At 68.6% G+C, this 14,815-nt stretch carries 12 protein-coding genes and 3 tRNA genes; 12 read left to right on the top strand and 3 right to left on the bottom strand.

All coding sequences use genetic code 11. The annotated features are described in order from the left end of the window. Nucleotides 1-12: 12 nt before the first annotated feature. The 9 genes from BLV57_RS01385 (at nt 13) to BLV57_RS01345 (ending at nt 6,347) form a co-directional block, all read left to right on the top strand. Nucleotides 13-85 (top strand) — tRNA-Gly (locus tag BLV57_RS01385). 25 nt (nt 86-110) lie between these two features. Further along, nucleotides 111-181: transfer RNA gene (locus BLV57_RS01380), tRNA-Cys, on the top strand. Nucleotide 182: 1 nt separating this feature from the next. Beyond that, nucleotides 183-257: transfer RNA gene (locus BLV57_RS01375), tRNA-Val, on the top strand. Between the two features lie 285 nt (nt 258-542). Next, the gene (locus BLV57_RS01370) at nt 543-1,874 is read left to right on the top strand and encodes an MFS transporter (RefSeq protein WP_425425957.1); all 1,332 of its coding nucleotides are present in this window, start codon (nt 543-545) and stop codon (nt 1,872-1,874) included. A gap of 62 nt (nt 1,875-1,936) precedes the next feature. Further along, a complete protein-coding gene (locus tag BLV57_RS01365) occupies nt 1,937-2,659 on the top strand; it encodes a GntR family transcriptional regulator (protein ID WP_245757087.1) in 723 nt (240 codons plus the stop codon). A 92-nt stretch (nt 2,660-2,751) separates the two neighbouring features. Further along, on the top strand, nt 2,752-3,267 hold the full coding sequence (locus tag BLV57_RS01360; protein ID WP_091285533.1) for a thiamine pyrophosphate-binding protein: 516 nt from the start codon (nt 2,752-2,754) through the stop codon (nt 3,265-3,267). Between the two features lie 2 nt (nt 3,268-3,269). Next, complete coding sequence (locus tag BLV57_RS01355; protein WP_091285530.1) at nt 3,270-3,854, top strand: thiamine pyrophosphate-dependent enzyme; 585 nt, start codon at nt 3,270-3,272, stop codon at nt 3,852-3,854. Next, nucleotides 3,851-5,191 carry an aldehyde dehydrogenase family protein gene (locus BLV57_RS01350; protein ID WP_091285527.1) on the top strand — a complete coding sequence of 447 codons (1,341 nt, stop codon included), beginning with the start codon at nt 3,851-3,853 and terminating at the stop codon, nt 5,189-5,191. The genes BLV57_RS01355 and BLV57_RS01350 overlap by 4 nt, the downstream gene beginning before the upstream one ends. Nucleotides 5,192-5,210: 19 nt before the next feature. After that, nucleotides 5,211-6,347 (top strand): mandelate racemase/muconate lactonizing enzyme family protein, encoded by a 1,137-nt coding sequence (locus tag BLV57_RS01345; protein ID WP_091285524.1) that lies wholly within the window; start codon nt 5,211-5,213, stop codon nt 6,345-6,347. 32 nt (nt 6,348-6,379) lie between these two features. Here BLV57_RS01345 and BLV57_RS01340 read toward each other — a convergent pair whose 3' ends face one another. Beyond that, nucleotides 6,380-6,847, bottom strand: a complete 468-nt coding sequence (locus BLV57_RS01340) for a DUF6326 family protein (protein ID WP_091285521.1) — start codon at nt 6,845-6,847, stop codon at nt 6,380-6,382. A gap of 159 nt (nt 6,848-7,006) precedes the next feature. On the opposite strand from BLV57_RS01340, the gene BLV57_RS01335 reads away from it, so the two are divergent. Genes BLV57_RS01335 through BLV57_RS01325 form a run of 3 tightly spaced genes read left to right on the top strand, consistent with a single transcriptional unit; the run spans nt 7,007 to nt 9,801 of the window. After that, nucleotides 7,007-8,158 carry a sensor histidine kinase gene (locus BLV57_RS01335; protein WP_091285518.1) on the top strand — a complete coding sequence of 384 codons (1,152 nt, stop codon included), beginning with the start codon at nt 7,007-7,009 and terminating at the stop codon, nt 8,156-8,158. Further along, nucleotides 8,155-8,802, top strand: a complete 648-nt coding sequence (locus BLV57_RS01330; protein WP_091285516.1) for a response regulator — start codon at nt 8,155-8,157, stop codon at nt 8,800-8,802. The genes BLV57_RS01335 and BLV57_RS01330 overlap by 4 nt, the downstream gene beginning before the upstream one ends. 39 nt (nt 8,803-8,841) lie before the next feature. Beyond that, nucleotides 8,842-9,801 carry a hypothetical protein gene (locus tag BLV57_RS01325; RefSeq protein WP_091285513.1) on the top strand — a complete coding sequence of 320 codons (960 nt, stop codon included), beginning with the start codon at nt 8,842-8,844 and terminating at the stop codon, nt 9,799-9,801. 50 nt (nt 9,802-9,851) lie between these two features. Here BLV57_RS01325 and BLV57_RS01320 read toward each other — a convergent pair whose 3' ends face one another. Next, the gene (locus BLV57_RS01320) at nt 9,852-14,372 is read right to left on the bottom strand and encodes a caspase, EACC1-associated type (protein WP_091285510.1); all 4,521 of its coding nucleotides are present in this window, start codon (nt 14,370-14,372) and stop codon (nt 9,852-9,854) included. Further along, nucleotides 14,369-14,755 (bottom strand): effector-associated constant component EACC1, encoded by a 387-nt coding sequence (locus BLV57_RS01315; protein WP_143046947.1) that lies wholly within the window; start codon nt 14,753-14,755, stop codon nt 14,369-14,371. Before BLV57_RS01315 ends, BLV57_RS01320 begins: the two co-directional genes overlap by 4 nt. Nucleotides 14,756-14,815 lie beyond the last annotated feature (60 nt).

Genomic DNA, 14,815 nt, shown 5'->3' with positions numbered 1-14,815 from the left:
AACCGAGGTAGTGCGGATGTAGCGCAGCTGGTAGCGCATCACCTTGCCAAGGTGAGGGTCGCGGGTTCGAATCCCGTCATCCGCTCGGAAGGCCCTCTCGGGCCTGACACGGTGGAGTGGCCGAGAGGCGAGGCAACGGCCTGCAAAGCCGTGTACACGGGTTCGAATCCCGTCTCCACCTCGCGCGATTAGCTCAGCGGGAGAGCGCTTCCCTGACACGGAAGAGGTCACTGGTTCAATCCCAGTATCGCGCACCATACTTTTTCACAGATCAAAGCCCTGTCCCTCTTCATGAGGGATGGGGCTTTACTGTTGAGCCAGTAAGAACCTTCACGCAGGCATCTTCTGGGTCCACTGCCGCGATATTCCACTAAGGACAGTCAGGGCCGGGCGGAGCGAACGCCACCTGACCGTATTCGGCCCCGGCACATCCCGCCCCTTGCCTGTGCCGACGCGGCGAGCTAACGTGCCACCTCATCAAGTGGCATGCCACTCTATGGAAGTGGCTTTCCACACCACGACGGCGTGGGTTCGGAGGCATGATGTCGCGTGTGCTGCCCAGAGCTGGGAGCCCGATCGAGACGGCCGCGATGCGGAAAGTGACCTGGCGGGTCGTTCCGCTGCTGGTTCTGGGGTACTTCGTCAGCTACCTGGATCGGATCAACATCAGTTTCGCCAAGTTCGGCTTGGAGCAGGAGTTCGGGATGAGCGCGACCCAGTACGGGTTCGCGGCCGGGATCTTCTTCGTCGGCTACATCCTGGCCGAGGTGCCCAGCAACATGATCCTCGCGAAGGTCGGCGCCCGCGTGTGGCTGTCCCGCATCCTGGTGACCTGGGGCCTGGTCGCCGCCGCGACGGCGCTCGCGCCCAATCTCACCACCGTCTACGTGTTGCGGTTCCTGCTCGGCGTGGCCGAAGCCGGGTTCTTCCCCGGCATCCTGCTGTACCTGACGCGGTGGTATCCGACCGCGCGGCGCACCAAGATCGTCGCGACCGTCATGGTGTCGATCCCGGTCGCCAGCGTGATCGGGAATCCGGTCAACGGCTGGATACTCGACACCTTCGACGGCGCCTGGGGTGTCGACGGCTGGCGCTGGGTGTTCATTCTCGGCGGGGTTCCCGCGGTGGTGCTCGGGATCGTCGGGTTCTTCGCGCTCACCGACCGGCCGGAGAAGGCTCGCTGGCTCACCGGACCCGAACGCGAATGGCTCGCTTCGACGCTGGCGGCGGAGGAGGCCGAACGGGCGGCGAGCGCGCCGCGCGGGCATTGGGCGGCGCTGAAGGACAAGCGCGTGATCGCGTTGTGCGCGGTCTACTTCTTCGTGCTGTGCGGCGCTTATCCGCTGACGTACTGGATGCCGTCGGTGATCAAGGGTGTCGGGCGCGGGCTCAGCAGCACCCAGGTCGGCTGGCTCTCGGCCGTGCCGTTCCTGCTCTCCGCGATCTGCATGTACGTCACCGGCAGGCTCGTGCCGCCAGGCGGGTCGACGCGGCCGGTCACCGTCGCGCTGATCATCTCGCTGGTGACGTTCGCCGGCACCGCGCTGCTGCTGGGTGTCCCGGTCGCCGCCTTCGCCGTGATCACGGTCGCGACCATGGCGGCGCAGACGGCGAAACCGCTGTTCTGGGCTGTGCCGACCGCGTACCTGGCCGGCGTCGGCGCGGCCAGCGGACTCGCGCTGATCAACTCGCTGGGCAACGCGGCGGGCTTCGTCAGCCCGTTCGCGGTCGGGTGGATCAAGGACGCCTCAGGCGGCGATACCGGCTTGTCGATGCTCGTGATGATCTCGGCGAATGTCGTCGGACTGGCCGTGCTGACCGGGTTGGCGATCTCCGCACGCCGGCGCGGGGCAGCCGGGCTCGTGGGCTCCTAAGCGATATGCTGGCAGGCACGGCCGGTGACCCACTGTGCCCGCCAGCATTCCCGGAGAGGCCCGTGACGCAGGAGACCCAGGCGGAGAGCAAGTCCGAGCAGATCGCCGCCGACATCCGGGACGCGATCCGCGCTGGCAAGCTGACGCAGGGCGTGCTGTATTCCTCGCGCGAACTCGGCGAGATGTTCGGCGCCTCGCGGACACCGGTGCGTGAGGCGCTGCTCAAGCTGGCCGATGTCGGCCTGGTCCGCATCGAACGCAACCGCGGCGCCCGCGTCGTCGGGCAGGACGGCCGCGGCATCGTCGAGCTGTGCAGCCTTCGCCTGCTGCTCGAGCCGCCGGCCTGCCGCAACGCCGCCGCCGTGCTGACCTCACGCGACGACGAGGAAATGCTGGCCGAGTACCGGATCATGGAGTCGCGTGCCGACGCGGGCCCGGAATACTTCGCCGCGGACGAACGCCTGCACGACCTGATCCTGCGCGCAGGCGGCAACGCCCGGCTCGCCAAGGTGGTCAGCGAGCTGCGTCAGACCTTGGCATTGGACGGCAGGCTCAGCGTCCCGCGCTACCAGCCGGTCGAAACGGCGCTCAAAGACCACTGGGCGATCGTCGACGCGCTGCTCAAGCGTGACGGGCTGGCCGCGGAGCGCGCGATGCGCAAGCACATCTTCCGGTCCGGGGACCTGCTGGTGACGCACAGCAGCGAGGACAACCGCGGGCTCGTCGCCGAATGGCGCCGATGGGTCGAGATCGCCGTCCCGGCCGGGGAGCAGATCGTCCTCTGATTCCGCGGTCACGCGGACTGTGACCCTTCACATTCACTAGTTGCATGCTACTTGGTCATAGTAGTACGTTACGCCGCACTGGAAGGAGCTCCATGACTAGCTACGCGACCTCGGTCGCCGACGGCATCCGCGCGACGAAACCGGACCTCATCGGCTATGTCCCGTCCGTCAGCGTCGCACCGGTGATCACTGATCTGTCCGCACACGACGCCAAGGTTTTCCCCTTGTCCCGCGAGGAAGAAGCGATCGGCGTACTCGGCGCGCTGCCGCTGGCCGGTGGTTTCGGCGCGATCGTCATGCAGGACAACGGGTTCGGCAACGCACTGACCGCGCTCACGACGTTTTCGATCGCCTATCACCTGCCGCTGCTGATCGTGGCCAACACCCGCGGCGGACTCGGCGAGTACAACTCGATGATCCACACCTTCAGCCAGCACACCCCCGCACTCCTGTCGCGGATCGGAGTGCCCGCGTTCGAACTCGACCGGCGCAGCACGCCCTCGGACTGGGCGGCCGTGGTCGAGGAGGCGGGCACACACGCGCGGATGACCTTCCGCCCGGTCGCCGTGCTGGCACATTTCTGGTCCACCGACGGAAAGGGGGCCTGACGGTGAAACGCTTCGACGCGCTGGCCGTGCTGGCCGAGCTCACCCGCGACGTCCCGGTGGTGGTGACCTGCGCCGCGTCCAGCCGGGAACTCGCCGCGATCGCGGACCGGCCGAATCACCTGTACCTGCTGGATTCGATGGGGCTGGCCGGTTCCGTCGCCACCGGACTGGCATTGCGTCTCGGCGACGCGCCGCTCCCCCGCGTCGTCGCCATCGAAGGCGACGGCTCGCTGCTGATGAACCCCAACGTGCTGGCCACCGCCGGATATCTGCGGCCGCGAAAACTGCTGATGGTGTTGCTGGACAACGGTGTCTACGGCGCCACCGCGAACCTCCCGACCCACGCCGGGCGCCTCGACCTCGGCCGGATGGCGGCCGCGGCGGGCTGGACCACCCGAGTCACCGCGACCGCCGACGAGTTGTGTGACGCGTGGACCGAACTCGAAGGCATCGAGGGGCCCGTTCTGCTCCACGTGCGCATCGAACCCGGCAACGCCACGGATATCCCGAAACTTCTGGAAGACCCCGTGATCTTGGGGCGGCGGTTCCAGGACTGGCTGCTCACGCACGCGGGAGCCACGCGATGATCACCACGGTGAACCCGGCGACCGGCCGTCCACTTGAGACATATGCGTACACAGCTCCGGAAGATCTCGACCGCGTCCTCGACAGCGCGCTCGCCGCGGTTTCGGATGAGGATCGGGTGAAAGCGTTGCGGCGCCTGGCAAATCTCCTGCGAAACCGCGCCGCCGAGCACGCGCTGCTGATCACCACCGAGATGGGCAAGCCACTCCGCGAATCGCTCGCGGAAATCGAAAAGTGCGCGTTCGCGTGCGACTACTACGCCGACCGCCTGCCCGCACTGCGCACCCCGCGGCAGGTGCCCGTCCCGCCGGACACCGCACGGGTGGAGATCACCCCGCTCGGGGTGGTGCTGGCGATCATGCCGTGGAATTACCCGTTCTGGCAGGTCATCCGTTCGATGGTGCCGGTCGTCGCGATCGGCGGCGCGGTGGTGCTCAAGCACGCCGACAACGTCTCGGGCTGCGCTCGGGCCGTCCAAGGATTGTTCGACGAAGCTTTCGGCACCGGCACGCTCAGCTCGGTGCGCTTGCCGCCGGACCGGATCGGGGCGCTCATCGACGATCCGCGCGTCGCGGCCGTCGCGTTCACCGGCAGCAACAAGGTCGGCGCGCTCGTCGGCGCCCGAGCGGGCGCCGCGGTGAAGAAGACCGTGCTGGAACTCGGCGGCTCCGACCCCTTCCTCGTGCTGAGCGACGCCGACATCCCCGCCGCCGCGGCGGCCGCGGTGCGGTCACGCTTCCTCAACACCGGACAGAGCTGCATCGCGGCCAAGCGGCTCATCGTCCACCAAGACGTCGCGGACGAGTTCATCGACGCGGTCGTGGCCGGGGTCGAAGGGCTGGTGGTCGGCGACCCGGCCGACCCCGGCACCGACCTCGGCCCGATGGCGCGCGCGGATCTGCGCGACGAGCTGCACCAGCAGCTGACCACGGCAGTGGGCGCGGGAGCGCGACTGCTCACCGGCGGCCGTCCGGACTCTCGCCCGGGCGCGTGGTTCCAGCCGACCGTCATCGAGGTCCCCGACCCCGGCGACATCACCTTCCGCGAAGAGACCTTCGGCCCACTTGGCGCCATCCTGCGCGTGCCGACCGACGCCGAAGCGATCGCGGTGGCGAACGCGAGCCGGTACGGGCTCAGCGGTTCCGTCTGGACCGCCGACCCCGGCCGCGCCGAAGCCGTCACCGCTCAGCTCCGGGTGGGTTCGGTGTTCGTCAACCGCATCTCCGAATCCGATCCCCGGCTGCCCGTCGGTGGAGTGAAGGCCAGCGGGCACGGCCGTGAACTCGGCACCGCGGGCGTACTCGAATTCGCCAACCTCAAGACCATCCGCGCCGCCTGACCACAAAGGACGATCACTCGTGAAGATCAGCACCATCCGCACCCGTGCCGTCAGCGTCCCGGTCAGCCAGGCGACCAGGATGTCCAACCGCGTGCTCGCCGACCGCCACTACGTACTGGTCGAGGTCACCGACTCCGACGGCCGCACCGGCCTCGGCTACACCTACGCGGGCACCGCGGGCGGGCCGCTCACCCGCACCGCGGTCGACGAACTCCTCGCGCCCGGTTACCTCGGCGCCGAAGCCGACGACATCGTCGGCCTCTGGAGCCGCGCCTACCAGGAAACCCTGCTCGCCGGACGCCGCGGCGCGATCATCCGCGCGCTCTCGGCACTCGACATCGCGCTCTGGGACCTCAAAGCCCAGCGCGCCGGTCAGCCACTGGCCGTACTGCTCGGCGGCTCGACGAATCCTCTGCCCGCCTACGCTTCCGGCGGCTACTACCGGGACGGCGATGGTGACTGGACCGACGCCGTCACCGCCGAAATCGCCTTCAACAAAAGCCAAGGCTTCACCGACCACAAGATCAAGGTCGGCGGCCTGAGCATCGCGGAAGACGCCCGCCGCGTCGCCGCGGCCACCGAGGTCATCAACGGCACCGGCCGCCTCGCACTCGACGCCAACAACGCCTACCGCTCGGTGGCCGAAGCCCGCGCGGCGATCACGGCGTTCGAACGCGCGGCAGGCGAGACCGGCCTCTGGTGGTTCGAAGAACCCCTGTCCCCCGAAGCCATCACCGGCCACGCCGAACTCGCCCGCCACACCGTCACCCCGGTCGCCACCGGCGAGATCCACCAGACCCGCTGGGAGTTCCGCGCCCTGCTGGAAACCGGTGCGGCGGCGATCATCCAGGCCGACGCGGGCGTCGCGGGCGGCGTCACCGAGTGGCTGCGGATCGCCCACACGGCCGACAGCTTCGGCGTGCCGATGGCCCCGCACTGGCACCACAACCTCCACACCCACCTCTGCGCCGCGATCGCGAACACCCTCGTCGTCGAGTACTTCGCAGCCGAGAAAGGCATCTACAACTTCGAAACACTGCTGACCGAAGCCACCCGCCTGCGCTACGCCGACGGACACGTCCTGGTACCGCATCGGCCGGGGCTGGGCATCGACCTGGACGAGTCTTCCGTCGCGCGACACGAACTGCCTCGCTGAGCCACTTGTCTGCCATGAAGACCTTGCTTCGCTCATCCGGCAGGCCGAGCCGGCCAGGTCCAGGCGGAGCGCAGGATGAAGGCCAGTAGCAGCACCTCGAGTCCGATGGAGAGGCAGTAGAAGTAGGAGTAGGTCCACGTCTCCCCTGCCGCGTTGAACAACGAGACGGGGATGTAGAGCGTCGCGACGACGAGGTTGAGGGTGCGGTCGGCACGGGCGGGCAGTGTCACGGAGAGCAGGATCATGAGGATCGGGATGGCCATGAGCGCGAGCGCGATGGTGATGAACGTGGGGCCGGTGTGGAACTCGTGGACGGTGCCTGCCAGTAGGCCGTCGAGGAAGCCGGGCTTGTACAGGGCGAGGTAGTCCACGTAGATGTAGAAGAACATGAAGCTGGTCCATGCCGCCGCGAGTTTGACCCGCACGGGCAGGCGCAGGTCTTCCAGCGTGTTCCGGGACTGCGGATTCTCTGGTGCGGTGCGGGACTGAGGTGTTCTCATCGGTGCTCCTCGGCTTGCTCGGTTGGGTGCGTTCACCTTCACGGATGCGGGCGGCGGGCACATTGGCCCCGGAGCCGGATTCGACTTGGCCGTTGGCACAGCCGAGCTCTTGTACTTTCGGCGGAGGCACCGAGCACATGGACTGCCTAGGCTGATCGGATGGCCACCAACGCGCTCCGCTCGCTGTGGGCCGAACCTCGGCCCACGAACGCTCCGGGCCCGAGGCCGCGGGACTGGGCCTTGGCCGCGGTACTGATCTGCTGGTCAGTGCTGGAAGTGGTGCTTCGCCAAGACATGGCTCCGCTCCCGCTGCAGCTCTTCGCGGTGCTCGCGGTCCTCGGCCCGCTGCTGTGGCGACGCACGCACCCACTCGCCGCGGTCGCGGTCTCCTGCGGCACGCTGACGATCGTCGACATCGTCAGAAGTCTCACCGGCGCGCAAGGCACCCTGGTGAACAGCACCCTCGCGGTGCTGATCCTGGCGTACGCCCTGTTCCGGTGGGGCTCCGGCAGGGAAGCCGCGAGCGGCCTCGGCGTCATCCTGCTCTGGCTGGCCGCCATCATCACCCACGGCGCCGACCCCGTCACCCCGACGGAAGCGGTCGCGGGATACGCGTTCTTCCTGTTCGCCGCCGCGCTCGGCGCCGCGATCCGCTATCGCGCGAAGATCCGCGTCCGCGACATCGACCACGCCAAGGCCCGCGAACGCGAACTGCTCGCTCGCGAGCTCCACGACACCGTCGCCCACCACGTCTCGGGGATCACCATCCAGGCCCAAGCAGGACGTGCCGTCGCGGCCTCCCATCCCGAGCGTGCCGTCGAGGCACTGGCGGTCATCGAGGACGCGGCGAGCCGCACCCTCACCGAGCTGCGCGCCATCGTCGGCGTGCTGCGCGCCGCACAGGACACCGGGTTCGCGCCGCAGCCCGGCGTGGCCGAGGTCGAACGGCTCGCCGCTGCCGGCCAGAGCGGTCCCCGCGTCAAGGTGACGCTCTCCGGCGAGTTCGACGACCTCAGCCCGGCGGTCGGGGCCGCGATCTACCGCCTGGCCCAGGAATCCATCACCAACGCTCGACGGCACGCCCGCCACGCGACCGAGGTCACCGTCGCCGTCACGGGCGACGCCGACCAGGTACGGCTGACCGTCGACGACGACGGCTCCACCCCGGGCGGCCGCGCCCCGGCTGGCTACGGCCTGGTGGGCATGCGCGAACGCGCCTCACTGCTCGGCGGCACCTTCCACGCGGGCCCCGCCGCGGAACGGGGCTGGCGGGTGGAGGCGGTCCTGCCCAGGACCGGGACGCCACGATGAGCATCAGGGTCCTCATCGCCGACGACCAGCCGATCGTGCGCACCGGGCTGACCATGCTGCTCGACGCCCAGCCCGGCATCGAGGTGGTCGGCGCGGCCGCCGACGGGCGCGAGGCGGTCCGCCTGGCGCTCGAGCTGCGCCCCGACGTCGGCCTGTTCGACATCCGCATGCCGCTGATGGACGGCATCGAAGCCACCCGGCGCCTCGCGGGCCCCGAGGTCACCGACCCGCTGCCGATCGTGGTCATCACCACCTTCGACCTCGACGAGTACGTCCACGGGGCGCTCAAGGCCGGTGCCCGCGGGTTCCTGCTCAAGGACGCCGGATCCGCACTGCTGACCCAGGCCATCCACGCCGCCGCCGACGGAAACGCACTGATCGCCCCCAGCGTGACCGTCCGGCTGCTCGCAGCCTTCGCCCACGCGCAGACCCCACCACCGAAGCAGCCGATAGAACCGCTCACCGCCCGCGAGGAGGAAGTCCTCGTGCCTGTGGCCCAAGGCCGCACCAACAATGAGATCGCCGGCGACCTCTACATCACCCCGAGCACCGTCAAAGCCCACCTCGCCAGCCTCATGCGCAAGCTCGGCGCCCGAAACCGCGTCGAGGTCGCCATGTGGGCCTACGAGACCGGCCGTATTTGAGGCTGATGAACCGGTTCTGATCCGCGTACCCTCTGCGCGGTGAGCATCCTGTATCGCGAACCCGAACTCGACTACGACGAGATGGTGGAGCACGTCACCCTCAATTACCGGGTCGAGGAGCTCCCGGCGTTGCAGGCGACCGCTGGTAAACCCGGCGAACGCCTCTGGTTCATCGAGGACATCGGAACCGTCTACGTGATACGCCGCGAGAACGACAAATCGTCCGGCTTCTGGCAGCTGGAGCACCAGCACCCGCTGGACACGGTGCGGTGGCTCACCGGCAGGCTCGAGTACACCATCCTCACCAGGCTGCGCAGGCCGCACCGCTCCCGCGAATACGCGCTCGACCCGGAGCTGGCGGAGCGCGATCTCGCCGTCCTCGACGAACTGGAACGGGTGTGGCTCTCCGGCACCGGCCCGGCTCAGATCCCCTCCCTCAACATCCGGATCCAGGAGATCGAAGCCGACCTCGCCCAAGCCAAAGCGATGCGCGCGCGGCATCTCCTGACCGAGTTCGGCGACGACCCGGCCCGAGTCGCCACCGAACTCGGGGTCGACCACGACACCGCCCGCGACATGCTCACCGTGCGCGACCGGTACCACGCCTGGATCCGCCGCGGCACGGTCAAGTCCCGCGAGGCCTTCCCGGTGCACACGCCCACCGGGGCGACCGGCCTCCCCGACCGGCTCGCCACCCGGCTGATGACCGCGGCCTGCGGCGACGAAGACGTCGTGCCCGGCAAGACTTATCCGCGGCCCCTCCCCGCCGAACTCGCTCCCTGGTACGTCTACATCGGCACGGTCGGGCACTGCGTCGCCGTCGCCATCGACGGCATCTATCAGCAGGACGGCGACCCCTGGGACTACATGGCCGTCGTGCCCGTCAAGACGGTCCTCCGCGCCGGGTGGACCATGACCGACGGGGTCGTCGTATCCCCCGTCCCTTACGAAGAATTCCTCGGCTGCGCCGCCCTCGACGAAGACGACACGGAACTCTGAAACGTAGTCTCGGCGGATGGCTGGCGCGCCTGGTCACCGGAATCCCGCGATCATGGGCATGTCAACGGCTGGTAGGCCCGGTCGGGCAGGTACTGCTGCCACTGTCGTGGGGTGATCGGGTCGCCTGCCGCGGTGCAGAGTGTGGTGAGGATGCGTTCGGGATCACTGTCCCAGAGGTCGACTCCTCTGTCGCTCGGGCTGGAGCGAGTGACGGCGATGGTGCGGCCATCGGGACTGAAAGCGAGCGTTTCGAACTCGAAAAGCCTTGCGGGCAGGTAAAACTGGAGCTGCGGAGAGTCCGGATCGGACACATTCCACACCTCGGGGCGATCCTCCAGGCCCCAGGCGGCGTTGCGGTTCCTGGCGATGAACGCGAGGCGGGTGCCGTCGGGGCTGAAAGTCATCGCCGCGGTGTCGATCCGGGTAACGCTCACGGGCGCGGTGGTGGTGGGTCTCCCGCCCTCGGCCCGCCAGAGACGCACGGTCGCGCCGAAGGAGACGGCCAGCATCTTTCCGTCTGGGCGCAGGGCGAAAGTCGGATATACCGCATCCGGTGGCAGCGGAAGCCGCCACCGTTCGGCAGGCCGCGCGGTGTCGCTGACGTCCCAGCCGTGTATCTCCTGGTTCGTCTCTTGCCGGTTTCGTGGTGGTTCCCCGACCGTCGCCTGGACGACCAGAGTGGCGCCGTCGGCGGAGAAGGCCATTTGGTAGGTCTCAACCGGGATCTGCGCGAGTTTCCGGGGATTTCGGGGATCTGTGATGTCGTACAGCCGGACCGCGGGCGGTCCCGGTTTGCGCCCCGCCGCTGTGTTGCCGTCGGACACGGCGAGGATCGGTTTGGTGGGATGGAACGCCAGAGCGGCCACGCCGTTCGCGATATCACCGATCGTGCCGACGGCGGGCATCCCGGGTGCTCTCGTGTCACGCAGATGGACGACCAGCCGTTCGCCGTCAGCAGGCTCCCCGGCGGCGAGGATGGTCCCGTCAGGGCTGAGAGAGACCTCGGCGGCGTATCTTCCGCGGTGCGGGAAAGAGGACGTGCCCACCTTCGCCGGATGAGCCATGTCGGTCACATCCCACAAACTGGTGGCGTTGTTTTCCTTCACCACCAGGAGCTGCCTGCGGCCATCGGACCCGAAATCGAGTGCCGTGGAGAAGTACGGCTGGGACGGCAGGGAAACCAGCGCGCCGGGCTGGTCCGCGTTGGCCACATCCCACACGTACACTCCGTTGCCCGTGGCTTGGAGCAGCCGCCTGCCGTCGCTGGGATCGAACACGGCCGCTCCGTACGCGATCCGTGCGCCTGGACTGACCGAGGCACCCGGCGACAGCGCGCCGATGTCGGGGCCGGGCGTGTATTTCAGGAGGTGCCATCCTCCGCCGCAGGTGACGACCACACGGTTGTCCGAGGGGCTGAACGCGACGGATCGGACGCTGTCGGAGCTGCCACAAGGGCTGGGGCGCCTCCCGCCGAGCTGCTCGTCATCCGGCTCGTACGGAACCAGGCGCGGCGCGTGCGGGTCATCGAGCCGCCACACGTGCGGACCGGTCTGCCTGCTGCCGGGCGTGGCGAGGAGGCTGCCAGCCGGATCGAAAGCCACGCGGTGCAAGGGAAGTTGCACGTCCTGGGAGGATTGGGGCAGGTCCCTTTCGTCGAAGGCCGTGACAAGTACCGGGTGAGCGCTGTCGGCGGTGCCCCACAGTTGGATGCGCCCGTCCACGCTGGCGCTGGCGATCAGGTCGCGCCTCGGTGACACCGCCAGCGAGTCGACCTGGGTGGAATGTGCGCGCATGGAAGCCACAGGTTCGAGTTTCGCTGGAGCACGGATATCCCAGACGCGGATCTCGCCTGCGGACATGCCTGTGTAGAGAGTGCCGCTGTCCGCGCCGAAGGCGACCGAGGTCACGGTTCCGTCTACTGTGGACGCGGCGATCGGCCGGGGCGCCGACGGGTCGGCGAGGTCCCACAGCCGCAAAGTCGTCGTCCCAGCCGCTGAGGACTTGTCGTTGTCCGTCACGGCGAGCAGTGTTCCGCCCGGATTGAGGGCGATCGGGCCGGTCCGCGTTCCCTGGGTCCGGCCTGGGTCAGGTACGCCTTTGGCGCGGATCACGACCCCATCGGTGGTGGGGATGGCCAGGACGCGGCCATCGGTGCTGTGCACGATGTCGGAAGCCGGTTCGCCTTCGTTGATCACGCCGGGCGTGCGCTGACTGTTCAGTACCGCGCCCCGACCCGCCTCCGGATGAAGCCGATAAGACAACAGGCTCAGCTGCTTGGCCAAACCTGGTTGCTTGTCGCGGAGGCTTTCCGCCTCGGCGGCGAGGTAACGGGCCAGATCACGGTTCTCGGCCTGTGAGGCCTGACGCTGGAACGCGATGGTGCCGGTCAGGCCGATCGAGGTCAGGAGCACCAGCACACCCAGGAGCGCCCAGGAGAGCCGTTTGCGACGAACGGCCCTGCGTTCGTGCTGCCACGAGTCGGTCAAGAATTCCACGAGTACGGGCTCGAGGTCCGTGGCGCCGGTCGGAGCCTGCGCGGCCCGTTCCCGCGTGGCCGTCAGCCGGTTTCCGCGGTAAAGCCGAGCTTCGTCGCGTCCCGACTGTTCCCATGCCTTGGCATCGTCGGCGAGTTGCTGGTGAACGTGCAGCCAGTCGCGGTCCGCGTCGATCCATTCCCGCAGTCGCCGCCAGGCACTCAGCAGAGCCTCGTGGCTGACGCGGGTGGTGTCGCGGTCGAGCGTGAGCAGCCGGGCCTCGGTGAACTTGTCGATCGCCCGTTGCGCGGCGTCCAGGTCCGGCAGGCCGTGCACCAGCGTGGAACGTTCGACCGGGCGAGCGGTGTCGACGTTGCTCTCCCCCACCCGGACCAGCCGGGGCAGCATGAGTCGCGTGGCCTCCCGGCCAGGCTCGTCCAGGGAGGTGTACACCTGCTCGGCGGTCGTCGCGATGGCCTGGGTGATGCCGCCGGAGGCGCGATAGCCCGCGAAGGTGAGCCTGGTCGCGGTTCGTTGCCGCCAGGTCGCCCACAACGCATGGGACAGCAGGGGAAGCGCCGCGGCGGATGAGGGTCCACCGGTCGTCGCGCCGAGTTCGTGCAGGATCACATCGGCCAGCCCGTCATCGAGTACCAGCCCGGCGGCCGCGGCCGGACGCTCGATCGCGGCGCGCAGCTCTTCCGAGGTCATCGGCTCGACCAGTACCTGGTGATCACGCAGCGCGGCGAGCAGTTCCGGGTGTGCGGCCGCCTCGCCGTAGAAGTCGGCCCGCAACGCGAGTACCACCAGCGCTCGCGGCGGGTTGCCCCGCACGGGCTGGGTGATCGCGGTTATCGCCCGTAGGAAGACGTCGCGCTCCGACGGATCCGGGCAGAGCGTGAAGAGTTCCTCGAGTTGATCGACCAGCACGATCAGCCGGGCATCCGGCCGGTCGGCCAGAAGATCGTCGACCAGGGCGACCGCGCGGCCCGGATCCTCGCGCACCAGGCCCGCCGCGTCGAGGGTCACGGCGTTGAGCTGCGTGACCAACCGGTTCACCGGGTTCGCGGCAGGGGTGAAGCGGAGGACGGGCCAGCTCGCTGATCCCGGCAGGCCGGGTAGCCCACCCTGGTGCAGGCAGGCCAGCAACCCGGCGTTGAGCAAGGATGTCTTGCCGGAGCCGGACGGGCCGATCAGGATCCGCGGCCCAGGCTGGTCAGCGGACGCCATGACCGCGGTGAGGAGCGTGCCGGTCATCCGCTCACGCCCGAAGAACACGTCGGAGTCGTCGGTTCCGAACGCGTCGAGGCCCGGATAAGGACAACGACCTGGGTGCGGCGGTTCATCGGCCTGTTCAGGCTGTGCGGGTATCGCCGGGTTGGGCGCGATGACGAGGCTGCCGGAGCGGTCTCCCGCCTGCCGCCGGGGCAACGGCCGTTGCCGGTCTCGCATGGTGCGGAACACCGCGTCGTACACCGCGTCCAGCGTCAGCGCATGCGGCCCGCGAGCGTCACCGCCGGTCAGCAACTCCAGTAGCGCTCCGGTGAACGCGGTGTGCGTGGCCTCCGGCGGGGCGAGCGCGAGCTGTTCCGCGGACCCGATGAGGTACATCCCGTACCCCGGCGCCTGGGTGAACGCGGGCACCGTGGATCTGCCGCCCAGCGACACCTTCCCGGAGAAGCAGCAGTCGAGCACCACCACGACCGACGTCGCACGACTGGCTTCGAGCGCTTGGCGCAGCGTCGAAAACGACAGCGCCTGATGCTCGGCCATACCGGGAACGAGCCGGTCGGTGCCGCTGGCCGCCAGGTACAGTTCGCCGCCCGCGTCGAGCAGACCGTGTCCGATGAAGTAGACCACCAGCACGGTTTCCGCGCGTTGTGCCTGCTCGGTGACGGCCAACGCCATGCTCTGCGCGTCAGGCGGGTCGAGTACGCCGACCAGGCCATCCTGCTGAACACCACATTTTTCCCGAAGAACCGTCCGCAAATCCTCGAATGTCCGCGTCACGGACGGCACCGACGGCAGTGTGGGGCCGTGGTGGGTGGCGGTCGCGATCAGCAGAACCCGCACCCCGTCACCGGATAAGTCGGTCATCGATCGTCGAGTGGCTTCGATCCCTGTTCGAGCATCGCGGCTATCCGGGCCACTTGATGTTCAAGAGCGGCGGCGTCAAGTTTGGCGACATTCGTGGCCGTCAATTCCACTGATCGGTTCTCTCCGAAGGTCGCTTTGATACGCACCTCACCGCGCCGGGTCCGGAGCCAGGAGATCACCGCGGTGGAGACCGCGGTCGCCGCGCCGGCAGGACCGAGCGCCACCACGAGTGCTTCCAGAACGGGCCCCAGGGTTCCCGGCTCGGCGGCCCGTTCGCTGAGACCGATCCTGCCGCGCAACTCCCCGACGTCGCGTAACCACTCGTGCAATGATCGCAGCTGATCAGCGGAATCCGGTCCGTCCGCGCTCACGACCACATCCACGTTGACTCCCCCCTGGTAGCCGACAGTGCGTCCGAGCCCAGGGTAGCGTCTTGTGAACAC

The organism is Amycolatopsis xylanica, assembly GCF_900107045.1.
Lineage (GTDB): Bacteria > Actinomycetota > Actinomycetes > Mycobacteriales > Pseudonocardiaceae > Amycolatopsis > Amycolatopsis xylanica.
The sequence above is the reverse complement of the archived record's forward strand: the minus strand, read 5'-3'. Positions and strand labels throughout refer to the sequence as shown.

Excerpts from the sequence above, each read along its gene's own strand:
- BLV57_RS01370 (WP_425425957.1), top strand. The coding sequence starts at position 543 with ATGTCGCGTGTGCTGCCCAGAGCTGGGAGCCCGATCGAGACGGCCGCG.
- BLV57_RS01360 (WP_091285533.1), top strand. The coding sequence starts at position 2,752 with ATGACTAGCTACGCGACCTCGGTCGCCGACGGCATCCGCGCGACGAAA.
- BLV57_RS01335 (WP_091285518.1), top strand. The coding sequence starts at position 7,007 with ATGGCCACCAACGCGCTCCGCTCGCTGTGGGCCGAACCTCGGCCCACG.
- BLV57_RS01320 (WP_091285510.1), bottom strand. The coding sequence starts at position 14,372 with ATGACCGACTTATCCGGTGACGGGGTGCGGGTTCTGCTGATCGCGACC.
- BLV57_RS01330 (WP_091285516.1), top strand. The coding sequence starts at position 8,155 with ATGAGCATCAGGGTCCTCATCGCCGACGACCAGCCGATCGTGCGCACC.
- BLV57_RS01350 (WP_091285527.1), top strand. The coding sequence starts at position 3,851 with ATGATCACCACGGTGAACCCGGCGACCGGCCGTCCACTTGAGACATAT.
- BLV57_RS01340 (WP_091285521.1), bottom strand. The coding sequence starts at position 6,847 with ATGAGAACACCTCAGTCCCGCACCGCACCAGAGAATCCGCAGTCCCGG.